This window comes from Paraburkholderia sp. Ac-20342, assembly GCF_017104985.1.
Classification (GTDB): domain Bacteria; phylum Pseudomonadota; class Gammaproteobacteria; order Burkholderiales; family Burkholderiaceae; genus Paraburkholderia.
The window spans coordinates 50,740-74,318 of record NZ_JAAGPQ010000014.1 but is presented as its reverse complement, the minus strand read 5'-3'; the positions used below and the strand labels follow the sequence as shown (position 1 = coordinate 74,318).

General features: G+C 59.8%; 24 protein-coding genes and 2 pseudogenes. 16 read left to right on the top strand and 10 right to left on the bottom strand.

Annotated features, from left to right (window positions below; translation table 11 throughout):
* Positions 1-130: 130 nt before the first annotated feature.
* From G3N58_RS08175 to G3N58_RS08150, 6 genes are all read left to right on the top strand, one after another.
* The gene (locus G3N58_RS08175) at positions 131-1,096 is read left to right on the top strand and encodes a LysR family transcriptional regulator (RefSeq protein ID WP_167037705.1); all 966 of its coding nucleotides are present in this window, start codon (positions 131-133) and stop codon (positions 1,094-1,096) included.
* 353 nt (positions 1,097-1,449) lie between these two features.
* The gene (locus tag G3N58_RS08170; RefSeq protein WP_167037708.1) at positions 1,450-2,004 is read left to right on the top strand and encodes a cytochrome b/b6 domain-containing protein; all 555 of its coding nucleotides are present in this window, start codon (positions 1,450-1,452) and stop codon (positions 2,002-2,004) included.
* Between the two features lie 4 nt (positions 2,005-2,008).
* Positions 2,009-2,941 (top strand): nitronate monooxygenase, encoded by a 933-nt coding sequence (locus G3N58_RS08165; protein ID WP_346778247.1) that lies wholly within the window; start codon positions 2,009-2,011, stop codon positions 2,939-2,941.
* Positions 2,942-3,096: 155 nt separating this feature from the next.
* Complete coding sequence (locus G3N58_RS08160; protein WP_167037711.1) at positions 3,097-4,608, top strand: CoA-acylating methylmalonate-semialdehyde dehydrogenase; 1,512 nt, start codon at positions 3,097-3,099, stop codon at positions 4,606-4,608.
* 274 nt (positions 4,609-4,882) lie between these two features.
* A complete protein-coding gene (locus G3N58_RS08155; protein ID WP_167037714.1) occupies positions 4,883-5,722 on the top strand; it encodes an oxidoreductase in 840 nt (279 codons plus the stop codon).
* 35 nt (positions 5,723-5,757) lie between these two features.
* A complete protein-coding gene (locus G3N58_RS08150) occupies positions 5,758-6,204 on the top strand; it encodes a VOC family protein (RefSeq protein WP_167037717.1) in 447 nt (148 codons plus the stop codon).
* A 109-nt stretch (positions 6,205-6,313) separates the two neighbouring features.
* Here G3N58_RS08150 and G3N58_RS08145 read toward each other — a convergent pair whose 3' ends face one another.
* Positions 6,314-7,276, bottom strand: a complete 963-nt coding sequence (locus tag G3N58_RS08145) for an enoyl-CoA hydratase/isomerase family protein (RefSeq protein WP_167037724.1) — start codon at positions 7,274-7,276, stop codon at positions 6,314-6,316.
* 636 nt (positions 7,277-7,912) lie between these two features.
* On the opposite strand from G3N58_RS08145, the gene G3N58_RS08140 reads away from it, so the two are divergent.
* Positions 7,913-8,581 carry a response regulator gene (locus tag G3N58_RS08140; protein WP_167038019.1) on the top strand — a complete coding sequence of 223 codons (669 nt, stop codon included), beginning with the start codon at positions 7,913-7,915 and terminating at the stop codon, positions 8,579-8,581.
* 101 nt (positions 8,582-8,682) lie between these two features.
* Positions 8,683-10,920, top strand: coding sequence for a PAS domain S-box protein (locus G3N58_RS08135; RefSeq protein WP_167037727.1), 2,238 nt, complete (start codon positions 8,683-8,685; stop codon positions 10,918-10,920).
* Positions 10,921-10,972: 52 nt separating this feature from the next.
* On the opposite strand, the gene G3N58_RS08130 is transcribed toward G3N58_RS08135, so the two are convergent.
* The 4 genes from G3N58_RS08130 to G3N58_RS08115 form a co-directional block, all read right to left on the bottom strand.
* A complete protein-coding gene (locus tag G3N58_RS08130; RefSeq protein ID WP_167037730.1) occupies positions 10,973-11,209 on the bottom strand; it encodes a 4-oxalocrotonate tautomerase family protein in 237 nt (78 codons plus the stop codon).
* A gap of 78 nt (positions 11,210-11,287) precedes the next feature.
* Positions 11,288-11,998 (bottom strand): SDR family oxidoreductase, encoded by a 711-nt coding sequence (locus tag G3N58_RS08125; protein WP_167037733.1) that lies wholly within the window; start codon positions 11,996-11,998, stop codon positions 11,288-11,290.
* A gap of 248 nt (positions 11,999-12,246) precedes the next feature.
* Entirely contained in the window at positions 12,247-12,609 is a 363-nt protein-coding gene (locus G3N58_RS08120) for a response regulator (RefSeq protein ID WP_167037737.1), read from the bottom strand.
* A gap of 126 nt (positions 12,610-12,735) precedes the next feature.
* Positions 12,736-13,152 (bottom strand): DUF3331 domain-containing protein, encoded by a 417-nt coding sequence (locus G3N58_RS08115; protein WP_167037740.1) that lies wholly within the window; start codon positions 13,150-13,152, stop codon positions 12,736-12,738.
* 539 nt (positions 13,153-13,691) lie between these two features.
* Here G3N58_RS08115 and G3N58_RS08110 point away from each other — a divergent pair.
* From G3N58_RS08110 to G3N58_RS34090, 4 genes and pseudogenes are all read left to right on the top strand, one after another.
* Positions 13,692-14,369 carry a type 1 glutamine amidotransferase domain-containing protein gene (locus tag G3N58_RS08110; RefSeq protein WP_167281460.1) on the top strand — a complete coding sequence of 226 codons (678 nt, stop codon included), beginning with the start codon at positions 13,692-13,694 and terminating at the stop codon, positions 14,367-14,369.
* Positions 14,370-15,429: 1,060 nt separating this feature from the next.
* A complete protein-coding gene (locus tag G3N58_RS08105; protein WP_167037746.1) occupies positions 15,430-15,894 on the top strand; it encodes a hypothetical protein in 465 nt (154 codons plus the stop codon).
* A gap of 9 nt (positions 15,895-15,903) precedes the next feature.
* Positions 15,904-16,596: a P-loop NTPase gene (locus tag G3N58_RS08100; RefSeq protein WP_167037749.1), complete on the top strand. Its 693-nt coding sequence runs from the start codon at positions 15,904-15,906 to the stop codon at positions 16,594-16,596.
* Positions 16,589-17,095 (top strand): annotated as a pseudogene (locus G3N58_RS34090) (hypothetical protein); the annotation flags it as partial. The gene G3N58_RS08100 and the pseudogene G3N58_RS34090, both read left to right, overlap by 8 nt.
* Here the strand turns inward: G3N58_RS34090 and G3N58_RS08095 are convergent.
* Positions 17,081-17,320, bottom strand: a pseudogene (locus tag G3N58_RS08095) (DUF932 domain-containing protein); the annotation flags it as partial. The pseudogenes G3N58_RS34090 and G3N58_RS08095 sit on opposite strands and share 15 nt — an antisense overlap.
* A gap of 525 nt (positions 17,321-17,845) precedes the next feature.
* Here G3N58_RS08095 and G3N58_RS08090 point away from each other — a divergent pair.
* Positions 17,846-18,013 (top strand): DUF3331 domain-containing protein, encoded by a 168-nt coding sequence (locus G3N58_RS08090; RefSeq protein WP_240158692.1) that lies wholly within the window; start codon positions 17,846-17,848, stop codon positions 18,011-18,013.
* Between the two features lie 16 nt (positions 18,014-18,029).
* Here the strand turns inward: G3N58_RS08090 and G3N58_RS34085 are convergent, their stop codons facing one another.
* The 4 genes from G3N58_RS34085 to G3N58_RS08075 all read right to left on the bottom strand — a co-directional run bounded on the left by G3N58_RS34085 (position 18,030) and on the right by G3N58_RS08075 (position 19,872).
* Complete coding sequence (locus G3N58_RS34085; RefSeq protein WP_241017032.1) at positions 18,030-18,785, bottom strand: helix-turn-helix domain-containing protein; 756 nt, start codon at positions 18,783-18,785, stop codon at positions 18,030-18,032.
* A 9-nt stretch (positions 18,786-18,794) separates the two neighbouring features.
* Positions 18,795-19,271 carry a hypothetical protein gene (locus G3N58_RS34080; protein WP_241017031.1) on the bottom strand — a complete coding sequence of 159 codons (477 nt, stop codon included), beginning with the start codon at positions 19,269-19,271 and terminating at the stop codon, positions 18,795-18,797.
* A gap of 136 nt (positions 19,272-19,407) precedes the next feature.
* Positions 19,408-19,629, bottom strand: coding sequence for a helix-turn-helix domain-containing protein (locus G3N58_RS08080; RefSeq protein WP_205998909.1), 222 nt, complete (start codon positions 19,627-19,629; stop codon positions 19,408-19,410).
* A 3-nt stretch (positions 19,630-19,632) separates the two neighbouring features.
* Entirely contained in the window at positions 19,633-19,872 is a 240-nt protein-coding gene (locus tag G3N58_RS08075; RefSeq protein WP_205998901.1) for a hypothetical protein, read from the bottom strand.
* Positions 19,873-20,441: 569 nt separating this feature from the next.
* On the opposite strand from G3N58_RS08075, the gene G3N58_RS08070 reads away from it, so the two are divergent.
* The 3 genes from G3N58_RS08070 to G3N58_RS08060 all read left to right on the top strand — a co-directional run bounded on the left by G3N58_RS08070 (position 20,442) and on the right by G3N58_RS08060 (position 23,544).
* A complete protein-coding gene (locus tag G3N58_RS08070) occupies positions 20,442-21,398 on the top strand; it encodes an enoyl-CoA hydratase-related protein (protein WP_240158693.1) in 957 nt (318 codons plus the stop codon).
* A 96-nt stretch (positions 21,399-21,494) separates the two neighbouring features.
* The gene (locus G3N58_RS08065) at positions 21,495-22,724 is read left to right on the top strand and encodes a CoA transferase (RefSeq protein WP_205998900.1); all 1,230 of its coding nucleotides are present in this window, start codon (positions 21,495-21,497) and stop codon (positions 22,722-22,724) included.
* Positions 22,725-22,803: 79 nt separating this feature from the next.
* Positions 22,804-23,544, top strand: coding sequence for an acetoacetate decarboxylase (locus tag G3N58_RS08060; RefSeq protein ID WP_167037762.1), 741 nt, complete (start codon positions 22,804-22,806; stop codon positions 23,542-23,544).
* The last annotated feature ends 35 nt before the right edge of the window (positions 23,545-23,579 follow it).

The window sequence follows — 23,579 nt, the reverse complement described above, 5'->3', positions numbered from 1 at the left end:
CTTTTCCTCGCCGCTAATGAAGCTAGCGATCTCTTCTTCGGGAGTCGCTACGGCAAAACGGCTATATTTCTGCAACGCTGCCCAAACAATGGGGGTGACCAAATTTGTCTAGTCACATAAGGGAACGACTATGCAGCGGCAATTCGACGACGTTCTGCTCGGCAGCATCGAGCTGTTTTGCCTCGCGGCCGAAGCAGGTAGCTTTACCGCCGCCGCCAACGCGGCGGGGGTGACGCCCGCGGCCGTGAGCCGTTCGATCTCGCGTCTGGAAAAGCGCCTCGGCGTACGCCTGTTCGTGCGCTCCACGCGCAGCATCCGCCTGACCGAGGGCGGCAGGGAATACTTCGAGCAGAGCCGTGCCGCTCTCAATCAACTGGTCGAGGCCGAACGCAAGATCATGGGCGAGCAGGCGCAGCCGTCCGGCACCATCCGCATCAGCGCCCCCACGACCTATGGGCACTACCGGCTATTGCCGCTGCTGCCCAGGCTGCAGGAGAAGTTTCCGCTCCTTAAATTCGAAATCCACATAGGCAATCGCAACATCGACTTCCATGAGGAGAACTTCGATGTTGCGATCCGGTTTCGTGGGCAGCCCGACTCGACGCTGGTTTCGCGCCATCTCGAAGACGCGGGGCTGGTGGTCGTCGCGAGTCCCGCCTACTTGCAGCGGGCGGGGCTGCCACGGACGCTGGAGGATCTGGAGCAGCACGAGTGCATCCAGTTCGATCTGCCCAGCAGCGGCCGGCGGATTTCCTGGCTATTCATGGAGAGGGGAGAGGAGCGGGAGGTGCTTTCCGCGAAAGGCCACTACCTGTGCTCCGAAGACGTACTGGCTGGCGTCACGCTGGCGAGAGCCGGTGCGGGATTGTTCCAGACCTATCGCTTCGTCGCCGAGAAGGACCTGGCCGACGGCACGCTGGTTGAAGTTCTTCAGGCATTTGCGGGAAGGTCGCGCCCCATCAGTCTGATGTATCCGCATGGTCGCTTGTTGCCGTCGCGCGTACGGGTATTTGTGGAGTTTCTGATGGAGCAGGCCACGGTGCTGACGAATCGGCGCGCGGTGGGCAAGCCAGGCCGAGGCAGGGCGAAACGATAAAGGCGAAACGATAGCCGGGAACTGGTCGGGGTTTGGGTTTGGTGCGGGACCGTCGCGGCTGGAGAAGAGGCCAGCCAGTCAAATCTTATTTGTCGACCGGGTCAACAATGATGATGATTCATGTCGGCGATCCGAGGTGTCCCTGGTGCCACGAATAGGGAAAGGCGCTACGCTGCTGACCGAATACTCTGATTTGCAACTCGACATGACAGCGGGCGAGCTGTCTCGTGGGGCTCTCTGATTCATCAAAACAGATCGTGTCTGTTTGCAGCCGCGCGTCCGCTCATGGGGAGTCGATCTGATCGGTCGTAAGTCGTGCCCCCTATTGGCCGAAACAAACCGGGAGACAGAGCATGCAATTGCGGGACAATGGTCTTCGCTTTTCTTCTGTCACGATCGCACTGCACTGGATCGTCGCGATCCTGCTATTTTCGATCATCGGAATGGCGATCGTTATTTCCCGGACAGGAGATCACGCGCAACGAATGCACCTGGAGCCGTGGCAGAACCTTCTCGCCACCGTGCTGTTTCTGATCTCGATCTATCGACTGTGGGCGCGTCTGTCGTCCTTTCATCCGCTGCCGGTCGGCACGCCGAATCCGGTCGAAGTGATGGTCAGCCGTTCTGTGGCGGTTGCCCTGGCGTTGGCGATGGTGCTGCTACCTATCGCCGGCTGGCTCGAGAAGTCGGCCGCCGGAGAGGTTGTTGCGTTGCCGGGAGGGTATGTCATGCCTGCTCTTATCGAGCCTGGCCCGCAGGTGCAGCATGTCGTGGTCTTCCTGTTCAGATTGGGCGCAACCGCGTTTCTTCTCGGATTGGCGCTGCATATGTTTGGCGCGCTCAAAAATCATTTCGTTTTGAAGAATGACGCACTAAAGCGGATGCTTGGCAAACACGTGGAGCTTTGACGCCGTGAACCCGATCGAACCGCAGTTTGGCGAGCACACGGTCGAGCGCCTGTGCGGCGTGCGGTATCCTGTCTTTCTGGCCGGCATGGCCGCGCTTTCGGGGCCAGGTCTCGTCGGCGCGGTGTGTAATGCCGGCGGCATGGGAATTCTCGGTGGGTTGAGGCTGCCGCCGCTGGCGCTGCGCAAATGGATTGAGCAAACCCGGGAACTGACGGACCGGCCCTTCGGCGTGAATCTCGTTCCGCAATTCGGTGGGCCAGCCGTATTCGAGGCCCAGTTTCAGATTCTTCTCGAACAGAGGCCGAAGCTCCTGTCGCTGTTCTACGCCGAAGCCTGTGCCGCCAATATCATTCCTCGCGCCAAAGAGGCCGGCATGGTCGTCATGGTCCAGGTGGGCACGGTCGAACTCGCGCGTAAGGCAATAGCATGCGGCGCGGACATCATCACGGCGCAAGGCAGTGAAAGTGGCGGACACATGAACCGCGGCACGATCGGCTTGACGGCATTGTTGCCCGCTATCCGCGAGATCGCGCAGGAGCGGCACGTGCTGGCGGCGGGCGGCATTACGACGCGAGACGACGTACGGGTGGCGATGGCACTCGGCGCATCGGGCGTGCTCGTCGGCACGGCGTTCGTTGCGACAGAGGAATCGATTGCGCATCCGCTCTATAAGCAGAGGATCGTCGAAGCCACGGTGGACGACACGGAATACCGGACCGGATATTCGTACGGCTGGACCTACGGCACGCCGCACCGTGTGATTCCGAACCGGGACAAGTGGAACCTGCTGCGCTTCATGGGCGGTGGCGCGCGTGCAATCGATCAGCCGCGCCTTGCGCGCAAACTGTCGCTCTACGCAGGGCAGGGTGTGGGAAAGATCACGCGTATCGTGCCCGCGGCCGAGCGGGTAGCGGAGCTTGTCGCCGGATTTGCATGATTGTCGAGCGAGACGCCGTTGAATTGCACGTCCGATGCCTGAATCAGGATTCTTTCCACAAGTGAACAATTGTGTTTAGCGTTCCGTGACTTTCGCGTGGCATTTCTGTCTCTTAGACTCGATTCATCGCCAATCGTCGTAAAGGAGAACTGAAGATGAAAGCATTCGAGGACAGCACCGATGTCGGCCATTTCATTCAGGGAGAACGTGTGCGTGGCAGCGCTTCGCGCACGCAGCCTGTCTTCAATCCGGCGACGGGCACCAAAGCGCGTACGTTGCTGCTTGGCGAATCCGCCGATGTCGAAGCCGCGGTCGCGAGTGCGAAGGCCGCATTCCCCAACTGGAGCAACACGCCGCCGATCCGCCGTGCGCGTGTGCTGTTGCGCTTTCTCGAACTGATGAACCGGCACCTTGACGATCTCGCAGCGATCATCACCGCCGAGCATGGCAAAGTGTTCTCGGACGCGCAAGGCGAGGTCGCCCGCGGTATCGACGTGATCGAATTTGCCTGCGGCATTCCGCAGTTGCTCAAGGGCAACTACACCGAGCAGGTCTCCACCGGCATGGACAATTGGACCGTACGCCAGCCGCTCGGCGTCGTGGCGGGCATCACGCCGTTCAACTTCCCCTGCATGGTGCCGTGCTGGATGTTTCCGATCGCGATCGCAGCCGGCAACTGCTTCATCCTGAAGCCGAGCGAACGTGATCCGTCCGCGTCGTTGTTCATGGCCGGGCTGCTGAAGGAAGCGGGTCTGCCGGACGGCGTGTTCAACGTGGTGCAGGGTGACAAGACGGTCGTCGACGCGCTGCTCGCGCATCCGGCGGTCAAGGCCGTGAGCTTTGTCGGGTCCACGCCGATCGCGAACTACATCTACGAGACCGGTGCGAAGCGCGGCAAGCGTGTGCAGGCGCTCGGCGGCGCGAAGAACCACATGGTCGTGATGCCGGATGCCGATCTCGACAAGGCGGTCGATGCTCTGATCGGCGCTGCGTACGGGTCGGCCGGTGAGCGCTGCATGGCCGTTTCTGTCGCGGTGCTGGTTGGCGACGTGGCCGACAGGATCATTGCGCGAGTCGTCCAGCGTGTGCGCAGCCTGATCGTCAAGAACGGCATGGAGCACGATGCGCAAATGGGACCGGTGGTGACGCGCCAGGCGCTGGAGCGCATCGAGGGATACATCGAGCTCGGCGTGAAGGAGGGCGCTCAGCTCGTGGTCGATGGCCGCGGCCTGAAAGTGCCGGGCCATGAAAACGGCTTCTTCACGGGTGGCACGCTGTTCGATCACGTGACCCCCGAGATGCGTATCTACAAGGAAGAAATCTTCGGCCCGGTTCTCTCATGTGTACGTGTCAAGGATTTCGCGGAAGCCGTCGATCTGATCAACGCACATGAACTCGGTAACGGCGTGTCATGCTTTACGCGCGACGGCCATATTGCCCGCGAATTCGGGCGCCGCATCGAGATCGGCATGGTCGGCATCAACGTGCCGATTCCGGTTCCGATGGCGTGGCATGGTTTCGGTGGCTGGAAGCGCAGTCTGTTCGGCGATGCACATGCGTATGGCGAGGAAGGTGTGCGCTTCTATACGAAGCAGAAGTCGATCATGCAGCGCTGGCCGGAAAGCATCGAGAAGGGCGCGGAATTCGCGATGCCGACGGCGAAGTGACCTTCGCGGCGGCGCCAGGGGCGCAGCATGGCTGGCACGTCAGAGTGTTGCCGGTTTGTTCGGCTTGCGGATGTTCTGAACCATGAGGCATTCGGCCGGCCCCCCGCACGGGAGCTACGCACGAATCGCAGGCGGCCGGAATACTTACATCATGTATAAGCACTCGTACCAGACGTACTGTTTATCGGATTGCACGGTAGCCATAGAGTAAGCGCAAACAGGTTATGCCTGGCTGCCATGCATGCGCATGGACGGAGCGACGTGGAGTCCGATCATGAAGAACACCGGCACATTGTTTCTGATTACAGGCGTCAGCAGTGGTTTCGGCCGTGCTTTTTCCGAGGCGGCCGTGCGGGCAGGGCACCGTGTGGTGGGTACCGTGCGGCGCGAGGAAGATCGCGCCGCGTTCGAAGCGCTGCATCCGGCGGCTACCAGGGCCGTGATTCTGGACGTCCGGAATTTCGATGCGGTGAAACCCACTGTGCGAATGGTGGAAAAAGAGTGGGGGCCGATAGACGTACTGATCAACAATGCCGGCTACGGTCACGAGGGTGTGCTCGAAGAATCTCCGCTCAGCGAGCTGATTCGCCAGTTCGAAGTCAACGTATTCGGTGCGGTGGCGATGATCAAGGCCGTGTTGCCGGGCATGCGCAGCCGGCGCAGTGGTCACATTATCAACATCACGTCGATGGCGGGTCATGCGGGAATGGCCGGTATCAGCTATTACAGCGGCAGTAAATTTGCGCTTGAAGGCATTAGCGATTCCCTGGCGAAGGAAGTCAGGGATCTCGGAATCCGCGTGACCGCGGTCGCTCCGGGCTCTTTCCGTACCGACTGGGCAGGGCGCTCGATGATTCGCACCGGGCGCACTATCGCGGACTACGATGCGATATTCGATCCGGTGCGCCAGCGACGGCAGGAATATAGCGGTAGTCAGGCGGGTGATCCGGCCAAGGCAGCGCGGGCCATCCTGCATATCGTGGATGCGCCTGAACCGCCGACGCATCTGCTGCTGGGTAACGATGCCCGGCGCGTGATGGACATTCACCTGAAAACTCTGGAGCGCGAACTCGGCAAATGGCGTGCGCTGACACAATCGACCGATTTCGATTGAGCGGGCGCGGCAGGATATTGGCAGGAGATATCTGAATGAGCGAGCAGGAGCGGGTTCAGCCATTGACCGTCGGCATCGACCATATTGGCCTGACGGTTCGCAACCTCAGCATCACAGTCGGCTTTTTCGTTGATTGCCTTGGATGGACGCAAGTCGGTGCACGGCCCGACTATCCGGCCGTATTCGTCTCTGACGGGCACGTGCTGCTCACGCTATGGGAAGTCCCGCGGCAGGCGGAGCGTGTCGAGTTTGACCGCAAGACGAATGTCGGCCTGCATCACCTCGCGCTGCGCGTACACAGTGCGGTGGCACTCGATGAAATTTTCGCGCGGGTTGCCGGGTGGCCGGGCGTCGTGGTCGAATTCGCGCCGCAAAATCTTGGGCGTGGTCCGAAGCGTCACACGATGGTGTACGAGCCCAGCGGGATTCGGCTCGAGTTCGATTTCGATCCGGGTATTGCGGCGAATATTGCGGCAGGCTGAGCGACGCGAATGCCTGGCGAGATAGTGACACATGCAGTGAGTCCGACGGCCCAGCAGCAACCGGTTTCCGATCGCTGCTGGGGCTGCCGCCGTGCGATTGCCGTGGCGGCTAGGGTTTGTCGGTCTGTTGACTGACGATGCCCGTGTATCTGGCAAGGTGTCTTTCGACCTCGGGGTTCTTCTGCAATCCAGAATTCATCAAGGCCTTGATATCGTGCTGCGCAGCCGGGCGTTGAACCGAGGTAATGAACGAGTTCCACTCCGCGCTCAGTTCCTTGTCGGCAGGCAGAGAGGTTGCATTGACGGTTTGCTTGATATCGGCAATGGTCTGTTTGTCGAACGATGCGATCCGGCGCGCGAGTGCATCGACAAACTTGTCGATCTCGGCATCAGGCAGCGCACGATTGACGTAGCCATAACGCTCCGCGAGGTCCGCGGGGATGTCATTGCCGCTCAGCAGGATTTCCAGCGCACGGCCCCGGCCTACCAGGCGGGGCAGCCGCGCCATCGGGCCACCCCCGGGCGTGAAGCCGGCGCCGATTTCGAATTGCGACAGTACCGCCTTCTCGCTGCTGGCAAAGCGCATGTCGGACGCAAGCGCAAGCTCGCTGCCCACACCCGTCGCCCGGCCGCGGATCTCGGCAATCGTCACCACATTGGCCTTGCTCAGGCGCACTAGCGCGTCAGGCAGCGGGGGCAGGCCAGTAGGGCCGGCGGGCATGCTGGTAGTGGCTTCGAGCGGCGGAACGAAATCGTAGTGCGTCAGGAAGAATCCGGGTACCGCACTGTCGAATACGACGACTTTGACCTTCGGATCGTTCTCGATCTGGGTGACGACGCTAGTGAGCATCGGAATGGATTCCGGCCCGAAGATGTTGAACGGCGGATGATCGATCGTCACGCGCCAGTATTCGGGAGTGACACGTGTGATCCTGAACTCTTGAGGGGCACTGGGTTTGGTCTGGGTTGCCTCGCCAGCGGCAGCGTTGGGTTGCTGCGCGGTGGCGTCGGGTGTGCCGGCGAAAGTCAGAAGGCAGGCGAAAAGCACCGTTAGCGGATGCGTTGATCTCATGATGTCTTCTCCAATAGGAATTGAGCTTGCCGTGAATATTCGCTGCGAATCATGGTATGAACGAGAGTCGAATGATTTACGGAAAAAATGGCACGTCGAAAACTGTCCGATGGACGTTCGAACCACTTTCCGGGTTCCAATGAATTGTTATTTGGAGAAGAGTGCCGCATGTTATGCGGGCCGTCGATAATACCTTGGTGTCGAATTCAGATCGCTTCGATGCGATTCCTCGCGGTGCATTCCTCGCAGCAATGCCTTGGCATTCGTTACCGATCCGGATTTGAACAGGTTAACTATCTGTCTGTATTGTCGACAAGCGAGTCAAATATCGCGTGCTCGTTTCTTCGCGGCCGACGGCATGGGACGTTGCATCGCGCACTATTTCGAATTTGAAATTCACATTCCAGTCCGCTTCGTGGGGCGGGATGAGGAGAATCGAATGACCGGCGATAAGGATTCAGTTTTTTTACCTTGAGTCATCAGGGCGGATATCGCCGTGTCGAATGCTTGCCCAGTCCAATAGAAACCCCTTGCGATTTGAATTACGATGAATGCCGTTCCTTGGCTTGATGTTGGTGCATCGCATATGACGATGCATTGATGCCTCGGCGTACATGGAGAGGTGACGTGACCGGAATGAGAGGAGGTCTGGATACCGTGTCGTCGAATGGTTCGCAGGCCGCACCGATTGTTTTCGTCGTGGACGACGATATCTCCGTTCGGGATTCTCTGGAATTGCTGCTGCGCAGTGCGGGCTTGCGAGCGCAGATTTTCGCTTCCGCGGAGCAATTTCTGGCGTACCCGTATGTCGTTGCGCCCACCTGCCTGATACTCGACGTGTCTCTTCCCGGCGTAAACGGGTTGGATCTGCAGAAGCAGATGGCATTGGACCGGGCGGACATGCCGATCATTTTCATCACGGGCCAGGCAGACGTGCCGATGACAGTGCAGGCCATGAAGGCGGGAGCCGTCGAGTTCCTGACCAAACCATTCGACGACGGCTTGCTGTTGCAAGCCATTGAAGACGCCGTTGAGCGCAGCCGGGCCGCAATCGACAGCCAGATCGAACTGCGTGCGCTCCAGGCCGCCTACTCGACGCTCACACGCCGCGAGCGGGAAGTGATGATGCTGGTGGTTTCCGGTCTTCTGAACAAACAGATAGGCGGAGAACTCGGCATTAGCGAGATCACCGTGAAGATCCACCGCGGCAAAGTGATGCAAAAGATGGACGCGGACTCACTGCCGGAGCTGGTCAATATGGCGACGAAGCTATGCCTGAAGACTCGGCGAGCGCGTAGGCACTAGTCCTGTCCGAACCGTTGCCTCACATTGTGCCGGGCGTGACGATATCGCGAAGACAGTCTTTTGCAAAGGCATGCCATATGCTCCCGAATACCAGAAGAACGATGGGATTGGCGATCGACCTCGGCGTGGTGCTGGACGCGCTATCCGCGATGGTCTGGACTGCGCTGCCCGACGGCCGTATCGACTTCGTGAATCGAAGCTGGCTGGAATATACCGGCCATGACTGGAATCAGCCACAGGGTTGGCACTGGAAGGACGCGGTAAGTGCCGACGATCTGTCGGCATGGCTCGAACGTTGGGCCGCGATTCTGGTCACCGGAAAGCCCGGCGACATGATGGTGCGTGTACGCCGCTTCGATGGCCGGTGCCGCCTGTTTGTCATTCGAGCCAATCCGATACGCGATCCTGACGGAGAGATTGTCCGTTGGTGCGCCGTCGCCAACGATATCGAAGAACTCCAGTGTGCCAGGCAAGCGCTGAAGCGTCGCGCGCTCGACTTCCAGTTGATTGTCGACAGCATTTCCGTTCCTGTCGCGGTGACGACACCGACTGGCGAAGTCGAAGGGCTCAACCAGCTTACGCTCGATTATTTCGGAAAGTCATTGGAAGTACTCAAAGACTGGAAGAGCGATGAAGTCGTTCATCCGGAGGACTTGGCGGCAACGATTGCCGCGCAGACCGACGCGCACGTAAAAGGCGTGGCGTATAACGTCGAGAGCCGGCACCGGCGAGCGGACGGTGTTTACCGCTGGTACAACGTCCGGGGTTTTCCGTTGCGTGACCGGCAAGGCGGTATTCTTCGCTGGTTTCATCTGTTGATCGATATTGACGAGAAGAAACGGGCCGAGGAGGTCCTTCGGGTCAGCGAACGCAATCTGAACGAGATCATCAACGCGATTCCGGCGCAAGTCTGGTCGGCTCGGCTCGACGGTTCCGCCGAGTACTTCAATCAGTATTACCTTGATTATGTGGGCTGCGAGGTCTCCGAAACACGGGATTGGGGCTGGACGGCGGCGGTTCACCCGGACGATCTCCATGATCTCTCCGGGACATGGCAGTCGGTACTGGCCCGTGGTTCGCAGGGCGAGGCGCAGGCGCGGCTGAGGCGTCACGACGGGCAGTACAGATGGTTTCTGTTTCGGGTCAGCCCAATGCGGGACGGCAACGGAAACATCGTCAAATGGTACGGCATCAACACCGATATCGACGACCGTAAGCGAGCGGAGGAGGAGCTGCAGCGCAGCGAAGCATTTCTCGCCGAGGGCCAGCGTTTGACGAAGATGGGCAACTTCTCATGGCGCGTCGCGACCGGGAACATCGTCTGGTCAGAGCAGATTTACCGGATGTTCGAACTCGAATCGGGGCGGCGCGTGAGGTCCGGGTTCGTGGCTTCGCGCATCCATCCGGACGATCGAGGCGCGGTGCTGGACATCATCGAACGGGCGAGGCGGGGCGAGCGCGACCTCGAGTGCCAGCATCGACTCATGATGCCCGACCAGTCAGTGAAGTACGTGCATATGATTGCACATCGGTCTACTGATCATCCGGACAATCTGGAGTACATCGGCGCGGCGCTCGATATCACCCAGCGCCGGCTCGCCGGGGAGGCGTTCGACAAGGCGCGCTCGGAGCTTGTGCGCGTCGCGCGGATCATGAGCCTGGGGGCGCTGACTGCGTCGATAGCACACGAGGTCAATCAGCCGTTGTCGGGTATCGTCACCAACGCCAGCACCTGCCTGCGCATGCTCGGCACCGAGCCGCCGAACATGGAGGGTGCGCGCGAAACAGCTCGGCGGACCATTCGTGACGGTAATCGCGCGGCCGATGTTATCGGCCGGTTGCGTACGCTTTTCAGCAAGCGCAGCGCGACGATCGAGGCCGTCGACCTGAACGATGCCGCCCGCGAAGTGATTGCTCTGTTGCAGAGCGATCTCGACCGCGCGCGCGTGATTTTGCGCACCGAGTTTGCGGGCTCGCTTCCTTGCATCGGCGGCGACCGCGTGCAGGTACAGCAAGTGATCATGAACCTGTTGCGCAATGCCGCGGATGCGATGAGCAGCGTGGATGACCGGCCGCGATGCGTGCTGATCAGGACCGAATCCGAATCGGATGCAGCGGTCCGTCTGACCGTACGGGACTCAGGTGTCGGATTCGACCCTCGGGACGCGGAACGGCTCTTCGACACTTTTTATACAACCCGGAACGATGGCATGGGGATTGGTCTTGCGATCAGCCGCTCCATCATCGAGAGCCACCGTGGTCGCCTTTGGGCAACCCTGCCGAAGGATGGGCCAGGAGCCAGCTTCGCATTTTCCATTCCCGCCTACGGTGAGTTCTGAATGCCGGCTATTCCCGGCATCGCACAGGACCAACGCGGGATCGGAAGGCGGATCAACCCGGTTTTTTCGCCCGCTGACGGCGATATTCGAGAGCAGGCAGACCACCCCAGCCCCAGTTATCGGTATCCACTTCTTCGATAACCACAAACGTTGCCTCAAAGGGCTTGTTCAGCACGTCGAGCAGCAACTGACTCGCACCCTCGATCAACTGGGCTTTCTCTTCCGCCGTGACCGACGTGGCGCCAGGCTTCGTGCCTTCGCGGGTGACCTGAATCGTGACGATGGGCATGCTGCTCTCCTTGGCTGTGAGTGAAGTAGAGGTGCCGGGCAGCCGGCGCCTCATATGTTCAATAATGCATGGTGATGTTTAGTGCCCCGCGCTCTGGCCACCGTCGACGTGCAGGATCTCACCGGTCACGAACGGCGCGGAATCGAGGTACAGCACCGCATTGACGATGTCGCTCATTTCACCCATGTGGCCGATGGGATGCAGCGCGTCAAGTGCAGCGTGCGTTTCCGGCGCGTGCATCGGCGACTTGATAATGCCCGGCGAGACGGCGTTTGCGCGGATGCCGCGTTTCGCGTATTCGATCGCGAGCGATTTGGTGGCGGCGGAAATGCCGCCCTTGGTGAGCGACGCCAACACCGATGGTACGCCGCTGACTGCATGCTCGACGAGCGTCGTGGTGATGCTGACCACATGGCCGCTCAAGTGCTTTTCCATTTCGGCGACGGCAAGCTGCGTGATGTTGAAGAAACCGGCAAGGTTGACGCCGGTTTTAACCGCGTAGTCTTCGGCGGTATAGCTCGTGAACGGCTTGGCGATGAAGACGCCCGCGTTGTTCACGAGCGTGTCGACACGGCCAAAACGCGCAACGGCTTCGGAAATCACGCGGCGCGCGGTGGCCGGATCGGCAATGTCGCCGGCGACCGTAACGACGTCGGGATCATCGGACGGCTTGATGGTGCGCGCGGTCGCGACCACTCGGTGACCGCGCTGACGGAAGGCCTTGACCAGTTCGGCACCGATGCCTTGCGATGCACCGGTAATGACGACGACTTTCTGCGATTCGCTCATGATGAACTCTCCTGATGATGTATTTCGGGTCGTCCGCCTGCTGGATTGGCGCTCCCGATGAGTAGGCAATTTACTGCTCTCTCCATCAAGCTCGAATACCCTGCGTGACCAAACACTTTTGCGTGGCAGTAACAGATCGGGTTCGCGGAGAACGGGTACGCCGGCAGCGTGGCGACGCGGAGATGCTGCAGAGGCCATGAGAAATGGAGCGACTGGAACGCGCGGTTGCGCTCACTCTTCGTCGTGGGTCACGCCTCGCCCAGTGCGATTTTGATTGCCGAGAGAAGTGCGTTGTCGCTGAATGGCTTGAAGAGACAATCGCATGCGCCCTGCCTGAGCAGATGGGCACGAAGCGCCTCGTCCCTGCACGCGGTAATGAAGATCACGGGTATCGCTTCGTCGCGGCGCTTCAATTTTTGCCAAAGCTCGAGGCCGGCCATGCCGGGCATCGTGACATCGAGAATCAGGCAAGCGGTTCGATCGACTGCATCCGAAAGGAGAAATGTCTCCGCCGAAGCGAATGCGACAACAGGGTAGCCGAACTCCTTCACCAGATCCGGAAGCGATTCGAGTACAGCTTCGTCATCATCGATCAACGTGACTAACGTCATGGCCCAACCTCGGGTTCGTCGAGACGGTTAACCCGTATTCAAGCTGCTCGGTCTCGCATTCGGCCGGATGAGCCACATCATCCATATCGACGAAAATAGGCACGGCTGGAAGAACAGGCGAAGAGTTCACGTTTCTCGCAAAAGCGCATTCAGCCAGCAGTTCGGCTCCTCGATATACGTGGCGAGAATCATTGCCGACGCATTCCCGGGATACCGCCCTCGATCGACGGGGCGAAATATGACGTCACCCTTGTTTATCGGAATGCCGGAGATTGCGCATAGCCCTTCTTCGTGGGCGAGGCGCATTTTCCATATCTGATATCCATAGCTGCTTCCCGTTGGATCGCGCCACGATATGACAGCGGACGTGGGAGAGGGGCGATCGAGAATCCGGATGGTGGCGTGGCTTATCTCGTTGCGCGCCGCGGGAAATCGCCGGCTTGTGGTCACGGACAACGCATTTCCTCGCGAATTCCAGTCGACATTCAGCATGAGGATGACATGTCGCCACCGGGAACTTTGGGCTTCCTGTGACGTAGCCATATCGCTATCGTCTGGGTACTCGAGCCCGTTCATATCTGTTGGCTGTGCCAGGCTACTTCCGCCGGCAGATCTATCGTTGACCATCTCAGTCTCCTCAGGTCGATTAGGTGCAGGGTGGAAACTTGCAGGAAGCCGTGTTGAAGTGTCAGTCGATTCGACAAGGTCGATCCTAGTGATCGCGTGTGGGTGAAGCAACATACCTTCGTATTGGTATAGGGGAAACCCGGTACGGCGATATCGGCGCGTGGGTAGACGTTGCCGCGGGACATGCCGCGGATCGATAGGGCTGGCCGACACCTTCGGTATCCGATCTCATACCTTGGTAGTACTTTCCTTTGCTACCTCGAACGGGTACGCTAAAGTCATGGCAGTTCGTGCTGCGGCGAATGGTCACGAAACGTCCCGCCGTTGAGATTCGCCCGGTATCGAGGCCGGCTCGTATGAGGCAATCGATAGGCTTCGAACGATTGGCGGATGTCGAACGCGTTTTTGGGCCGGCAGCGTGCAAGAGACGTTTACCTCACTCGTGGAGATAGCCAATGAAGATCCTGATGGTTTTGACTTCGCATGACCAGCTTGGCAATACCGGAAAGAAAACCGGCTTCTGGCTGGAGGAATTCGCGGCCCCGTATTACGTGTTCAAGGATGCAGGAGTCGACATCACGTTGGCGTCGCCCAAGGGCGGTCAGCCGCCGATCGACCCGAAAAGCGATGAACCGGGCAACCAGACCGTGTCAATGGAACGTTTCAAGAAAGACCCTGCCGCGCAAAAGGTGCTTGCCAGTACGGTAAAGCTCGCCGACATCAATGCGGACGACTACGATACGGTTTTCTATCCGGGGGGACATGGTCCGATGTGGGACCTGGTCAACGACGCCAATTCGATCCGGTTGATCGAACGCATTTACAACGCCGGCAAGCCGGTGGCGGCCGTCTGTCATGCCCCCGCCGTGCTGAAAAAGACGACTTTCCAGGGGCAGCCGCTCGTCAAGGGAAAGCGCGTGACGGGTTTCACCAATTCGGAGGAAGAGGCTGTGCAATTAACTCAAGTTGTGCCGTTCCTTGTGGAGGACGAACTGAAGCGGCTCGGCGGTCTCTACGAGAAGAGCGGCGACTGGAATGATTTCGTCGTGACCGACGGCCGGTTGATTACGGGTCAGAACCCTGCGTCGTCGGGTTCCGCGGCAAAGGCTCTGCTGAAACTCTTGCAGTTGTAGCGGTGAGGCGGTGCATGAGATTGGTGAATGGATGATGGTCCGATGACAAGCAGAGTTGCTGCTGGAATGGCAATCTGCAGCATTCCTGCAGGACCCGGGATGCAGTGGAGACGGACCGTCTGGTAGAAAAGATAAGCGAGCGAAGAATGGTGCCGGATATCCGACCCATTTGCGAATCCGCTACATCATATAAATTTGGCTGCATTTGACAGTGTAGTGACTATCTGTACGAGATTTGATCCTTCCCGTACGAGGAAACGAGGAAGTAAAGCCCAAATCGATCGCTCGTCATATGTCGATGGAGGAGAGGAAACTGCGCCACGTACCAGGTTCATGGCTTGTGTTAAGTATCGATTGTGGATATGCCGAGCTTTGCACTGGAGTATCGTGATGGTGCCTGAAACCGGCGCAAGCCTATCCTGCGATCCCTTGTTTTTATATTGTTTTTGATGTCCTTGCGTAAACGCTTTCGGTGAGGTCAGCCGGATATGTCTGCGCCGTAGAGTCCAGGTGTTCGTGAGCAACGCCACATAGTCTGTGAGATAAATGGATCGGGTCTGCACGCGGTACGGAACGATTCTGTGCGATAGCTCAGTAGTGGCGGACGGCTGACTGTCGCGAGTCTGCGAGGCTGGCCGATGCTGTTCGTCAATTTCATGTCCTGAGTCCGTGAGATGGGAGCTATTCCATCGGACCTTTATTTTTCTGGAGTCGGTGCCGTCGCTCTGGCGAGGTGCGGGCGACCACTTGCTAGTCTGCTGGATGCGAAAGATATTCCGTGAGGGCATCACGTACATCCGGTTGGCCCGGATGGCGATTTCTGATACGACCCGTGTCGGTGTGGCCGCGGTGACCGTCTGCGTCTGTTCGTTGGCTGTCTGAGGGACGTCCATCCGGGGGCGTTGCTCATGCACGACAGCTTAAAAATATTCCTCTTGTTCTGGTTCGATCCGCTGGATTCCGTAGCGTTCCAGTGAAGCGGCTTCGCTCAGGCAAGGGGTATTGACGGGTCTTTCCCATGTGAGCAGGATGAAATGACGGGAGTGATCTGGAGCGAGTCATGCCGGTTGCGAAGAGCTATACGCGGGCACAGTGGGATGAACTGATCCATTCTCTCGAGTCACTTCCAGTCAAGCCGGAGGCCGAGCAGCGCGTTGCTATTACCGATGCAATGAAAGAGATGCGGGCGTTGATCGGCGCCGTCAGAAAGAAGGGTTATACGCTGGAAGACATCGTTGAACATGCAAAGGGAAAGGGCGTTGAGTTCAGCGTAGGTTCTGTCAGGTACGCGTTATATCCTCCAAAAAAGAACAGGCCATCCCGGCAGTCAGCCAGCAAAGTCGCACGGAGCAATGCCGGGCCAATACATCGCTCGATAAAGATCAGTCAGGACGACGCGCCACGCGCAGACAACACCCGCGCGAATCCGAAGCAGGATGGGGAAAAAGTCGGCAACAGGCCGGGAACCATGGTGATGCGGGATGCGTTCTCATTCGAGATCGAGCCCGATACCGAGAACCTATAGAGGATTCAGATGGACACGACGACTTACCCTATCTATCTGGTCGGTGGCAGCAAGGGCGGTGTAGGAAAGAGTTTTGTCGCACTTGCCTTGGCCGACTATCTGCAACGGCATGAAATCCATGCAGCGCTCGTCGAAACCGATACCTCCAATCCGGATGTGATGAAAGCTGTTCAGGACAGGATGCGTTGTATTGCCTATAGCCTGGACGATGCAAACGGCTGGATTGGCCTGGTCAATTTCTGCGACGAGAATCGCGACGCGGTCATCGTGGTCAATACGGCCGCGCGCAGTCAGACGGGCGTCGCACAGTTCGGCGCGACGCTGGCCGGAACGTTGCGTGAGTTGCAGCGCGAACTGGTTGTGCTGTGGGTGATCAACCGGCAGCGCGACAGTCTCGAACTGCTGAATGCCTTCAGGCGGACATTTCCTGACGCGATCACGCACGTTGTGCGCAATGGGTATTTTGGTGCGCCGGAGCAGTTCTCGCTCTATCAGGTATCCCAGCTCCGTAAAATCATCGAAGCGCGGGGCCATTCGCTGGATTTTCCCGATCTGGCGGATCGGGTCGCCGATGAGCTTCGCAGTCAACGCCTGTCGATCAGTGAGGCGGCGGAAACGATGCATATTGGCGAGCGGGCGGAACTGCTGCGCTGGCGGGCACTATGCGATGCGATGTTCGAGAAGGTGACGGTGAATGCGTAACAGGCGGGCGAAGCCGCCGGATGCGCTCGCCCGTCTGTTTCTCGATGTCACGGGTGAATTGCCTGACGATGCCAGTCTCCTGCGTCTGCGGCGGATTTCTGGTGCGCTGAAGCTGCGGGACAACGATGCGTTATGGTCAGTACTCGCGGCACTCGAATACTACACGCGACTTTACGAAGCGATGCCGGACTGTATCCGCAAAGCCGGGGGCGACAGTTTCGGTGCCGTACGCCGGGAGGCCGGGGAGGCGACCGATGCGCTGATGCACCGGCATCGTGACGCGCTGGCGCGTTGCAAGGCGACGATCCAGCTGGCTGAGGACATGACCCGGGAACACGAAGCGAGGTATCAGGCCGCGCTGGCGACATTCAACGAAGCGTCGCTCGTCGCGCTCGCGGACCGGATGGCGAATCGGGTCGCAGGAATTGCCGGGAACCGGCTTGTCGGTGCGGCGGCGGTGGCGGCGCGGGAGCAGCGCAAGCGCATATTCGCGTCTGTCCTGATCGCGCACGCAGGTCTGACAGATCATGAACGGCTGGAAGCCTTCGTTGCGCAGACCGCGCAGCACGTCGATGGTGGGAATGTAGGTGTAGCGTTCCGAGCGGCTTGCATGCTTGCCGTCTGCGAAGATGGACGGGGCGGCGCGCAGAATCTGGTCGTCCGACAGGGGCGAGTCGGCACGAAGCATCGGGGAACCATAACGGAAAGAGGAAGTGAGTTGCATGACTATCTCCACAGCAAAAAGAGTTGACGTACGGGCTGTAGGATGGCCTTGGCGCTTACGCGGGAAACCTTCCCGGTGGAACTCGGGGTTGGCTTCTGCTTTTGCCTGCCACCCTGTTTCCTGCCCGTGCGACCCAGGGAGCCGGGGGCGGGGCGGTGTCAAGGAAAGAGGCGAGGGATGGTGCGGGCAACGCGGTCCCTCGCCCCTTGATGCCGGCCCGCCCCCGACTACGGTCGCGGGACAGGGCAGGAAACAGGGTGGCAGGCAAGAGGTCAGGGCACGGGTTCGACGGGAAGAACTGCGAAGCTTTGGTTATCCCTGGCGTCAGGATCCACCATTCACAACAAGAAATTTCGGATGACGAAGCGTCTCCATCGCGGCGCGTTGATGCCGGTGGCACCGGATTCGCGCCCCACGCGCGGCGCCGTCCTCGAATCCTAATCCTCGAAGTCATTAACCGTTTGCTGGAGTAAGGTGTGTTCTGTCCACTATGGGGACCAGATTTGAGGAATCGGCCTCGCGCGGATGGACGCGTACTGCGTATTGACGGGGTTGCCAATCCGTCGAGGCGATCCGGTAACTCGCCCACGTGTGTTCGGGGCGAATGTACCGGCTAATGGAAATCGAATGATACTGGCTTTCGTCATACCGGCGTATCGCGCCAGCATCGAACGTGACCCAATCGACGATTGACTGCTGTGGCCGGATGTTACCTGGCCGCCCCGCGCAGCTTGAGGGCAATGTCGAGCTTCGCAATCCAGCCGACGTCGTTGAGGCTCGCCCCAAGCAACGTCTGGATGCGTTCGATCCTGTAGTCCAGTGTGTTCGGATGAATACCCAGTGCGGTGGCCGATTGTCCGCGCCGCTGTCCTTGTTCGAAGTAGGTTTGCAGCGTCGTGACGAGTTCAGGTTCGTGGGATAGCTGTTCGAGCAGCGAGACGAGGTAGCGCCGGGCATTCGACGAGAGGCGTGCGCATTCCTCAATGAGGATGCTTGAATATGTCGCCACATGCGGCTGGCTTTGCTCTTTCGATGCGAAGTCCAATGCTCTGATCGCTTCGTCGACAGAGGCAGACCAACCCGACGCGCCTTCGTTCATCAGGCCTATGCCGATGCCACGAATCTCCCGTATCGCACCGATTATCGCGTTGGCCCGTTCAGTCGTCTGACGATCGGTTCGATTGATCGAATCGCCGCGCACGCAAGGCACCCATAGAATCATCCTGCCACGATGCCAGGCGCGCACCAGATCGTCCGGTGCGGCACTGAGATGACGGGCTGACGCAAGCGCGATGCGGTCGAGTTCCCGCTCGCGCTCGTACGAAGTGTGAGTTGAGAGGTCGATGTCGACGGCAAGCGCCACGCGTGGCGCAGTGGAGTCGATGCCAAGCGCTTCCGCGGTTTCCCGAAATCCAGCGTAATCGTCAGGCGAATGAAAGACGATGCTGTAAAGCTGATGAGACAATGCGGCCCGCTAGCGTGCCTGTTGGTACTGCTCTTCGAGATAGCTTTGAGTGATGTCCTGGGCCATGACGTCGAAGTAGTCGAAGAGGTAGGGCGAGATGCTGAACAGCAATTCGTCGACCAGCGTTCGATCGTTCTCCCCCAGCTCGATGTAGGCGCGCCAGATTTCCCGCGACCCCAGGCGGAACGCCCGCAGCACGGCCTGCAGCGGTACGCGCTGGTGAACGCGCCGGCGGCCGAACTCCTGGAAGTGTTCCATGTCGTCCGCTGATGGCAGATTGCCGGATAGAAGCGACTGAAACCACAACCTGGCCGAAAAATCGATCGATGCGGAAATATCCTTCTTGACCGATGCCGCGAGGGTCTTGTAGCCCTCCATGCCCATCAGCATTTCATAGACGCGATCAATTACGGCCGCCGGGTTCGCGGCAAGCAGCGCGGTGCGCTCACGCAAGCGTTCGCTGATCGTTGGGATGCTGACTGTCATTGTGGTATTCGTCCCTGGAGATGGGTTTGAGCCAGCGCGCGTTGGACATCGGTCAGCGATGCCCGACGGCAAGACACTATACGATAGTCACACGACGCCGGGGATGGACCGGCTATCTTCCGGCCATTGCCGACTGTCAGCAGTCAGCCAGCATGGAACGGCGCAGCTTGAACGCGATATCGAGCTTCGAAATCCAGCCGACATCATCGAGACTGGCTCCCAGCAGAGATTCGATACGTTCGATCCGGCAGTTCAGCGTGTTGGGGGGAATGCCCGGCACAAGCGCTGTTCGTCTTCGGCGCTGATTTTGCTCCAGATAGACTTCAAGCGTCGATACGAGTTTGGGCTCGCCGGATATCTGCTACGGGAGCGAAGTCAGGTAGCGCGACGCGGTGTCGGTTTGACGGGCGCATTCGGCCATAACGATAGACGAATACAGCGAGACCTTCTTCCTGTCGTGACCTCGCGAAGTGAAATCGGGGACTTTCAGCGCTTCCTCGGCGGAGAGTGCCCAACCGCGGGCGTCTTCGTTCATCTGGCCGACTCCGATTCGCTGAACGTGCGGCAATGCGAGCCCAAGATGGAAGGCGCGGTCAGCCATGAGGCGGTCGCTCCGGGTGATGGACTTTCCCCTGCGCGCAGGGCGCCCAGATGATAAAACGCTCGCGGTGCCTGGCACGCACGAGATCGTCGGGCGCTACTTTCAGGTGCCGGGATGCGGCCAGTGCAATGCGGCCGAGCGTGTCGTCCCTTGTGCGTGAATCGATCGCTGTCATGTCGACGTCGAGTGCCAGCGGGATGCGTGGTGCGACTGAGTCGAGGCCGAGCGCTTCCGCTGTCTTGCGAAAAGACTTCGCATCATGCGGCGAATGGAAGAGGACGTTGCAGAGTAACTGACGCAGCGAGTTTCGCCAGCGCAGTGGTCTTTTCGCGTAAGCGATTGCTGATGGTCGGCATTCTCATCAAAACGATCCACCTCAGTCGTCGCCGGAGCAGGCGGACGATGCTCTTAGGGAACCGGCACTATACCCGCGCGAGCCGCGCGAAATATTCGTGGAAATCGCTTGGACATCTTGTGGATTTTCACAAAGAGCTGACCCATGCGCCGTTTGACGTCCTGTTGGGCGGGGCACGCAAGTCCTCGTAGCAGGCCGACTGTGAAAACTTCCAATGAATTTCGTTTATTTCGCCAATGCGTCGACCGAAACGCCGGTGATAAATTGGAAATCAACCGGCTGGCGAGCAGTCAGTGAGCTCGAATCATCTCGATCATCGTGGGCGTATCGCGCACGATTCATGTCGTTCTGCGGAGTGTTCAGCCTCATGGTACAGATGCCTGACCTGGAAGCTTTCGAAACGATTATCTATGAAAAGAGCGACGGGGTCGCGCTGGTCACGCTGAATCGCCCCAACGTCCTCAACGCGCTGAACCACGAGGCCATCGGCGAACTGACCATGGCATTCGAAAGCGCCCGCGCCGACATGGAGGTGCGCGGCGTCATCATCACCGGGTCAGGGGAGCGCGCGTTCATTGCAGGCGCGGATATCAGCGAACTGGCCGTCGCAACGCCGGTCGAGGCGGAGCGGCAGGCGAGCGCCGGGCAGGCCTTGCTCGATCTCGTCGAGCATCTCGGCAAGCCGGTGATTGCCGCGGTGAACGGTTTGGCGCTGGGCGGCGGGTGCGAGACCGCGCTGGCCTGCACGATCCGGCTGGCAACACCGGAGGCCAGATTCGGCCAACCTGAGATCAAGCTCGGCCTCATCCCGGGCTTTGGTGGCACGCAGCGCCTTGCACGTCTCGTCGGCAAGGGCGTGGCCCTGCAACTCATCCTCACCGGTGAAATGATTTCCGCCGAAGAAGCGCTGCGCGTCGGCCTCGTCAACGAGATCGTGGAGCCCGCGACGCTGATCGACCGCGCCCGGGCCATCCTCGCGCAGATCAATGCCAATGCGCCACTCGCCGTGGGCTATGCGATCGAGGCGGTGAATCGTGGCCTCGATGGCTCGCTCGCCGAAGGGCTGGCTCTTGAGCGGGCATTGTTTGCCCTGTGCGCAGCAACAGAAGACAAGGCAGAAGGCACAAAAGCCTTCCTCGATAAGCGGCCACCGTTATTCAAAGGCCGATAGCGATCCGCCGTTCAGACACGCGCAACGTCTCTGCCGGGCACGGCCCGCATATGAAACGGGAAGCCGACGGCGAAACCATTCTCAGGAGATGGCTTGATGACAGCCTGCAATCACATCTTTTCCGGTCTGAAGGTGCTCGATCTTGCGAGCTACATTGCCGGCCCCGCTGCAACGACGATCCTCGCCGACTTCGGCGCCGACGTGATCAAGGTCGAGCCGCCGGGCACCGGTGACGTTTACCGCTACTTCTCGGCGATGCCGCCGAACCCGACCAGCGATGTCAACTACGCGTGGCAACTGACGAACCGCAACAAGCGCAGCATTGCTGTCGACCTGAAGTCCGCCGATGCAAAAGAAGTGCTGCAACGTCTCGTGCGCTGGGCTGACGTCGTGGTCGTCAATTTTCCGCCACGCGTCAAGGCGGCGCTCAGCTGCACCTACGAAGCGCTCGCACCGTTGAATGAGAAGCTTATCTATGCCGATATCACCGGATACGGCTCCGAAGGCCCGGAAGCCGACACGCCTGGCTTTGACGTCACGGCCTATTGGGCGCGCTCGGGCCTGATGGAAGTCACGCACGACGCTGGCAGCCCGCCAACGCTGCCAATTCCGGGCATTGGCGATCACGCGACGGCGACCACACTCTACGCGGCGATCGTGACGGCGCTCTACGTGCGTGCCACCACCGGCAAGGGCAGCCACGTGTCGACATCGCTGATCGCCAACGGCATCTGGGCGGCGGCCGCGTGGGTCGAAGGTGGTCTGAACGGCGGCCACTTCTTCCCGCAGCACGATCGCAAATCGCCGCCTAATGCGCTGCTCAACCCGTATCAAACTTCCGACGGGCGATGGATTCTGCTGGTCGCCGCGCAACGCAAGGATTGGCCAGGCTTCTGTAACGCGATCGGCAAGCCCGAACTGCTCGCAGATCCGCGCTTCACCGATGACACGCGCATTGCCAATGCCGCGCAGCTCGTCGAGATTCTCGACCCGATGTTCGCGAGCCAGCCGCTCGCGCACTGGAAACAGGTGCTTGACGCGGGCCGGGTGATCTTCGGTGTCGTTCAGGTGGCGAAGGAGATCATCGAGGATCCTCAGTTGAAGGCCAACGGGATCGTCGTGCCGCTCGAACTGCCGGGCGGGATTGAAACCCGCACCGTGAGCAATCCGATTCAGGTGTTGGGTGCGCCGAAGGTGAAGCCCACAGCGGCGCCGCGACTCGGCGAACACGGCACGCAAATCCTGAAGGATCTTGGCTTCAACGAAACCGAGATCGCACGCCTGAACGATGCGGGCGCGGTCGCGCGTTTCACGGAGGAGGCGTAGGTAAGGGCATTTCGTACTGTTGATCGAATCCACCACCGTTCGGCGCGTCGCGCATCGCACGGCAACTTGAGAGCGTTCCATGACTGAAAACGAAGTGCGTGCATCCGCCTACGCGATGCCGTTGACGAGTCCCGCTTATCCCAAGGTCCCGTTCCGGTTCGTGGACCGGGAATTCGTGATCATCACGTATCGCACTGATCCGGAAGCGCTGGCGCGCGTAGTCCCGGCGCCACTCATGCCGGCCGAGCCGATCGTCAAGTACGAATTCATCAACATGCCCGACTCGAGCGGGCTCGGCTCGTACACGGAGTCCGGTCAGGTGATCCCGGTCACGTTCAACGGCCTTGCAGGCGGCTTCACGCATGCGATGTATCTCGACAGCGAGGCGGGCATCGCATCCGGCCGCGAATTGCTGGGTTTCCCCAAGGTGCTGGCGCAACCGAAGCTCGAGGTGCGCAAGGACGCGCTGGTCGGCACGCTCGATTACAACGGCGTGCGCGTCGCGACCGCGACGATGGCCTACAAATACAAGCCGCTCGATCTCGCCGAGGTCCGCAAGACGCTCGAAGCGCCTGGTTTTCTGCTGAAGATCCTGCCGGACGTCGACTGCACGCCGCGCGTCTGCGAGCTCGTCAAGTACTACGTCGAGGACCTGACGGTGAAGGGGGCGTGGACGGGTCCGGCCTCCCTCGAACTGCATCCGCACTGTTTCGCGCCCGTCGCGAAGCTCCCGGTGCTCGAGGTGCTGTCGGCCGTGCATCTGCTGACGGATCTGTCGCTCGGTAAAGCCGAGGTCGTCTACAACTACCTGGACCGGTAGTTGGACCCGCAGTCGTCCCCATTCATCAGAGCGAG